The sequence below is a fragment of the Pseudomonas sp. GD04158 genome, from assembly GCF_029834875.1.
GTDB classification, from domain to species: Bacteria; Pseudomonadota; Gammaproteobacteria; order Pseudomonadales; family Pseudomonadaceae; genus Aquipseudomonas; species Aquipseudomonas hydrolytica.
On sequence record NZ_JAODYT010000144.1, the window covers coordinates 1 to 5,100 of the forward strand.

The following is a 5,100-nucleotide window of genomic DNA, read 5'->3' on the forward strand; positions in this document are numbered from 1 at the left end:
TCGAGCTGCCCACCGGCGAGCCGTTCCAGAGCCGCGACCCGGCCTACATCCTGCTCAAGGACCTGCTGCGCGCCGCCGGCCTGCCGGACAGCCCGCAACTGCTCGGCGAGCCGGTACGCTGGCCGCTGCTGGTACGCGGCAACCTGGACCAGGGCCCGCAGGCGGCGCTGGAGTTCGTGCAGAGCTTCGTCGCCGCGCGCCTGGAAGAGCAGCCCAGCACCTGCCTGTGGCTGGTCGGCCTGCCGGCCATTCGCTTCGCCGGCGAGGGCGACGAACAGAGCTACAACCGCGAACTGCAGATCGACGGCCTCGGCGCCTGCTGGGCCCTGCCGGGGCTGGAGCTGCTGATGGAAGAGCCGGCGCGCAAGCGCGAGCTGTGGCAGGCCATGCAGCGGGTGCGCCGGCGCTGGCTGAAAACCCCCGAGGCCTGAGTGTCACCCCCGCCGAGTTCTAGCGAATGACCGATGCGATTTCCTTCCGCCCGATGACCGAGGCGGATCTCGATGCCGTGCTGAAGATCGAGTACGCCGCCTTCAGCCACCCCTGGACCCGTGGCATCTTCACCGACAGCCTCAAGTCCTATCAGTGCTGGTTGATGTTCGAGGGCGGCCAGCAGGTCGGCCACGGCGTGATCAACCTGATCCTCGACGAGGCGCACCTGCTCAATATCACCGTCAAGCCGGAAAGCCAGGGCCGCGGCCTCGGCCTGCGCCTGCTCGAACACCTGATGAAGCAAGCCCATGAGCTGGGCGGGCGCGAGTGCTTCCTGGAAGTGCGTGCCAGCAACCAGAGCGCCTACCGCCTGTACGAGCGCTACGGCTTCAACGAAGTGGGCCGGCGCCGCGATTACTACCCGGCGGTTGGTGGGCGGGAAGACGCGCTGGTGATGGCCTGCACGCTGGTGGACTGATCCATCGCCGTCTGGATTGGTGCGCGCGGCGCACCCTACGTCGTTCGGTGGCGCGTGAATGTGTGCTGGTGAGGGCCTGTCCCCGGTCGGCGGGGTGGGTAGGGTGGATCACGTTTTATCGATCTACCGCTTTGGTGGATGTAAAAAGCGACATCCACCCTACCCGTAGGGTGCGCCGTGCGCACCGGGATTTCCGCCAATCACCCCGGATGCCCGTCGACCCGCGCCCGGCACAAGATCGGCGCGTAGTGGACGACGAACAGGGCGAAGGCCAGTCCCCAGCAAGCGGCGGCCAGCCATAGCCAGGCGCCGCCCGCCGCGACCCGGATCAGCGCCCCCAGATTGAGCAGGGCGAAGGCCCAGGCCATGGCCTTCGGCGGTTGCAGCGGCCGGCCGGTATGGCCGAGGCTGACCCGCGCCATCATCGCCAGGATCAGTCCGCCCATTGCGCCCACCGCCAGCGCGTGGCTGGCCAGGCTGGGTTGCGCCAGCCAGCCCAGGTGCCAGGCGGCCATGCCCAGGGTGGCCAGCAACAGCCAGGCGTAGGCCAGGTGCAGCGACCACAAGAGCGGCACGCGCCAGATGCCCGGCAGGTGCCAGCGCCATAGGCGCAGGCCGTGCAGCACCGCCAGCACGGCGAAGGGCAATGCCAGCCAGGGCTGTGCCAGCAGGTTGTGGCCAGTGGCGAACAACGCCGCGACCAGCAGGCCGCAGGCCAGCAGCAACCGATCCAGCCAGGGATGGGCGGTGAAGGCCTCGACCCGGCCCAGGCCGCGCTGGGTGAAGAAGGGAATCACCCGTCCGCCGATCAGGCTCAGCAGCACCGCGATCAACCACAGCGCCGCCAGCGCGCCGCGCCGTTGCAGCGCCTCGTCGCCCTGGGCCAGGCCGGCGAGGGTCAGGCCCTGGCACAGGCCGAGCAGGCTCAGCACCAGCAGGATGGGGTAGTTGTTGCGCTGCCTTGCCGCGATCAGTTGGCGCGCCATCTGCGCGATCAGCAGGGCGACGAAGGCCAGTTGCAGAGCGATCAGCACGCTCAGCGGCACGGGGCTGAACCAGGCCAGGCGCGCCGCCAGCCACAGGGTCAGCAGCGCCATCAGCGGCCGCCCGCTGAGGCCCGGTCGGCCGGTCCAGGTCTGCACCGCGGTGAGCAGGAAGCCGGCGATGATCGCCAGGGCGAAGCCGAACGGCATCTCGTGGCGGTGCCAGGCGAGCAGGCCGCCGGGCACGGTCGGGCTTGCCAGCACACCCTGCAATACCGCCGCCCAGAGGGCGACGGCGAGCAGGGCCAGCAGCGCGCCGGCGAGAAAGAACGGGCGAAAGCCCAGGCGCCACAGCGGAGCAATCGCCAGCGCGCGGTTGCGATCAAGCAGTTGCATGACGCTGCTCCCCTCGCCGCAGGCCGTGCTGCGCCGCCAGGCGCAACACATAACCGAGCTTGAGCAGGCCGGGGCCGACGATGGTCAGGCTATGCGCCAGCACCAGGCTGGCCAGGTTCAGCCTGGACTCCAGGCCATAGGCGGCCAGCAGGCCGATGACGAGCAGGGCCAGGCCGCTCAGCAGCAACCGGCTGGACAGACGCAGCAGCTGCTGCGGGGTGAGCGGGAACATGATGCACCTCCTGATAGCAGGCTGTTGAAAAACTACCTGCGTTGGCAATCCTGCGTTAAAAACGGCCTCAAAATGCTCATTTACAGCATGTAAACTCCGCTTTTTCGGCCGTTTGACTCGCTGGCGCTCGCCCTTCGGGCCAGCCTGCGGCTGTTACTCCCGTTGGTCGTTGCGCCTTGTCTTGCCTGCCTCGCCTACGTTTTTCAACGGCCTGCTAGATCAGCTATCCAGCGCCGCGGCCGGGCCGAAGAACTCGTGGTGGCTCTGCTCGGGCGGCACGCCCAGCTCGCGCAGGTGGCGCCTGACCTGGGCCATGAAAGGCTTCGGGCCGAGGAAGTAGGCGTCCAGATCGCGTTCGGCGGGCAGCCACCGCTCCAGCAGCTCGCGGCTGAGGAAACCCTCGGCGTCGGCCTGATCGCCTGCGCGTGGCTCGCTGTAGCACACGTAGTGACGGATCTGCGGATGCTCGGCGGCCTGCGCCTCGACCCAGTCGCGGAAGGCGTGCACCTCGGCATTGCGCGCGCAGTGGATAAAGTGGATCGGTCGCCCCGAGTGGCGCGCCGCGTCGAGCATGCTCAGCGCCGGGGTGATGCCGACGCCGGCGCTGATCAGCGCCAGCGGCTTGTCCGAGTCGCGCAGGACGAACTCGCCGGCCGGTGGGAACAGCTCCAGCTGGTCGCCGACCTGGACCTTGTCGTGCAGGTGGTTGGATACCCGCCCGCTGGCCTCGCGCTTGACGCTGATGCGGTACTCGCGGCCGTTGGCCGGCGCCGACAGCGAGTAGTTGCGCCGCACTTCCTCGCCGTCCAGCAGCAGACGCAGGCCGATGTACTGGCCGGGCTGGAAGTCGAGCAGGGCGCCGCCGTCGGCCGGCACCAGGTAGAAGGAGGTGATCTCGGTGCTCTCGGCCACCTTGCGCGCCACGCGGAAGGCGCGCGCGCCACGCCAGCCGCCGGGGGCGGCGGCATTCTGCGCGTACTGGCTCTCCTCGGCGCCGATGAGGATATCGGCCAGTTGCCGGTAGGCGATGGCCCAGGCTTCGATCACCGCGTCGGTGGCGATCTCGGCGCCGAGCACCTCGCGGATCGCGCGCAGCAGGCAGCCGCCAACTATGGGGTAATGCTCGGGGAGGATCTGCAGCGACACGTGCTTGTTGACGATCTGCGCCACCAGCGGGCCGAGCGCCTCGAGACGGTCGATATGCTTGGCGTACATCAGCACGCCGTTTGCCAGGGCGCGCGGCTGGTCGCCGCTGGCCTGATGCGCCTGGTTGAACAGCGGGCGCACCTCGGGGAACTCGCCGAGCATCAGGCCGTAGAAATGGGTGGTCAGCGCCTCGCCGCCGCTTTCCAGCAGCGGCACGGTGGCTTTGATCAGATCGCGTTGGGCGTTGGACAGCATGGAGCATCTCCGCAAGGCATGGAAAAGGTGTCGGCCCGGCTCGTCTGGCCAGACCTGGCGTGCTAGCGTTAGCGCTGTATGCTTCTCATGAATCGTGCCATTTAATTTGTCTTTTAAATTCAATGGCTTGTGATTGTTGTTGTGAAAATGACTCGTGATCGATATGAGTCATAAGGACTTCAGGTTGTCGAAATGACCGCTAGCCCGTTGCTGCAGACGCTGATCCCGCTGGTCGCCGACCTGTCCCGCGAGCTGGACGACGGCGAGCGCTACCGCCGCCTGCTGGCCGCCCTGCGCCAGCTGTTCCCCTGCGATGCGGTGGCGCTGCTCAAGCTCGACGGCGAGCAACTGGTGCCGCTGGCGGTGGAGGGGCTGAGCGCCGACACCCTGGGGCGGCGCTTCAAGATCGGCGAGCACCCGCGCCTGGCGGCGCTGCTCGAGCACCGCGGGCCGACCCGTTTCGCCGCAGACTGCGGCCTGCCCGACCCCTACGACGGCCTGGTCGAGGGGCTGCACGGCCACCTGGAGGTACACGACTGCCTGGGCTGCCCGCTGTACCTGGACGACCAGCTGTGGGGCCTGCTGACCCTGGATGCGCTGGACCCGGCCAGCTTCGGCCGCGCCGACCTGGACAGCCTGGACGCCTTCGCCAGCCTGGCGGCGGCCACGGTCAAGGCCAGCGAACGGATCAGCGGCCTGGCCCGGCGGGTGGAGGCCGAGCGCCAGCTCACCGAGCTGTACAAGCAGGCGCGCCAGCAACCGCGCGAGCTGATCGGCCAGAGCGCCGCGCTGCGCAAGCTGCAGGGCGAGATTCGCCTGGTCGGCGACAGCCCGCTGACCGTGCTGATCACCGGCGAAACCGGGGTCGGCAAGGAGCTGGTGGCCGAGGCCATCCACGGCGCCTCGCCGCGCGCGCAACGGCCGCTGGTCAGCCTCAACTGCGCGGCGCTGCCCGAGGCGCTGGTGGAGAGCGAGCTGTTCGGTCACGTGCGCGGCGCCTTCTCCGGCGCGCTCAGCGAGCGCAGCGGCAAGTTCGAGCTGGCCGACGGCGGCAGCCTGTTTCTCGACGAGGTGGGCGAGCTGCCGCTGGCGGTGCAGGCCAAGTTGCTGCGCGTGCTGCAGAGCGGCCAGCTGCAACGGCTCGGCTCGGACCGCGAGCACCGCGTCGACGTGCGGGT

At 68.9% G+C, this 5,100-nt stretch carries 5 protein-coding genes and 1 pseudogene; 3 read left to right on the top strand and 3 right to left on the bottom strand.

Annotated features, from left to right (window positions below):
* Positions 1 to 431 (top strand): annotated as a pseudogene (locus N7333_RS23950) (energy transducer TonB); the annotation flags it as partial.
* Between the two features lie 26 nt (positions 432 to 457).
* The gene (gene rimI, locus N7333_RS23955; protein WP_279859483.1) at positions 458 to 910 is read left to right on the top strand and encodes a ribosomal protein S18-alanine N-acetyltransferase; all 453 of its coding nucleotides are present in this window, start codon (positions 458 to 460) and stop codon (positions 908 to 910) included.
* 200 nt (positions 911 to 1,110) lie between these two features.
* Here rimI and N7333_RS23960 read toward each other — a convergent pair whose 3' ends face one another.
* The 3 genes from N7333_RS23960 to hmpA all read right to left on the bottom strand — a co-directional run bounded on the left by N7333_RS23960 (position 1,111) and on the right by hmpA (position 3,922).
* Positions 1,111 to 2,289, bottom strand: coding sequence for an NnrS family protein (locus tag N7333_RS23960; protein ID WP_279859484.1), 1,179 nt, complete (start codon positions 2,287 to 2,289; stop codon positions 1,111 to 1,113).
* The gene (locus N7333_RS23965; RefSeq protein WP_279859485.1) at positions 2,276 to 2,521 is read right to left on the bottom strand and encodes a transmembrane sensor/regulator PpyR; all 246 of its coding nucleotides are present in this window, start codon (positions 2,519 to 2,521) and stop codon (positions 2,276 to 2,278) included. Before N7333_RS23965 ends, N7333_RS23960 begins: the two co-directional genes overlap by 14 nt.
* A gap of 219 nt (positions 2,522 to 2,740) precedes the next feature.
* Positions 2,741 to 3,922, bottom strand: coding sequence for an NO-inducible flavohemoprotein (hmpA, locus tag N7333_RS23970; RefSeq protein ID WP_279859486.1), 1,182 nt, complete (start codon positions 3,920 to 3,922; stop codon positions 2,741 to 2,743).
* Between the two features lie 192 nt (positions 3,923 to 4,114).
* Here hmpA and norR point away from each other — a divergent pair.
* Positions 4,115 to 5,100: nitric oxide reductase transcriptional regulator NorR (gene norR / locus N7333_RS23975; RefSeq protein WP_279859487.1), on the top strand; the 986-nt coding region annotated here is incomplete at its 3' end.

Coding starts and splice junctions, on each gene's coding strand:
- rimI (WP_279859483.1), top strand. CDS start 458: ATGACCGATGCGATTTCCTTCCGCCCGATGACCGAGGCGGATCTCGAT.
- N7333_RS23960 (WP_279859484.1), bottom strand. CDS start 2,289: ATGCAACTGCTTGATCGCAACCGCGCGCTGGCGATTGCTCCGCTGTGG.
- N7333_RS23965 (WP_279859485.1), bottom strand. CDS start 2,521: ATGTTCCCGCTCACCCCGCAGCAGCTGCTGCGTCTGTCCAGCCGGTTG.
- hmpA (WP_279859486.1), bottom strand. CDS start 3,922: ATGCTGTCCAACGCCCAACGCGATCTGATCAAAGCCACCGTGCCGCTG.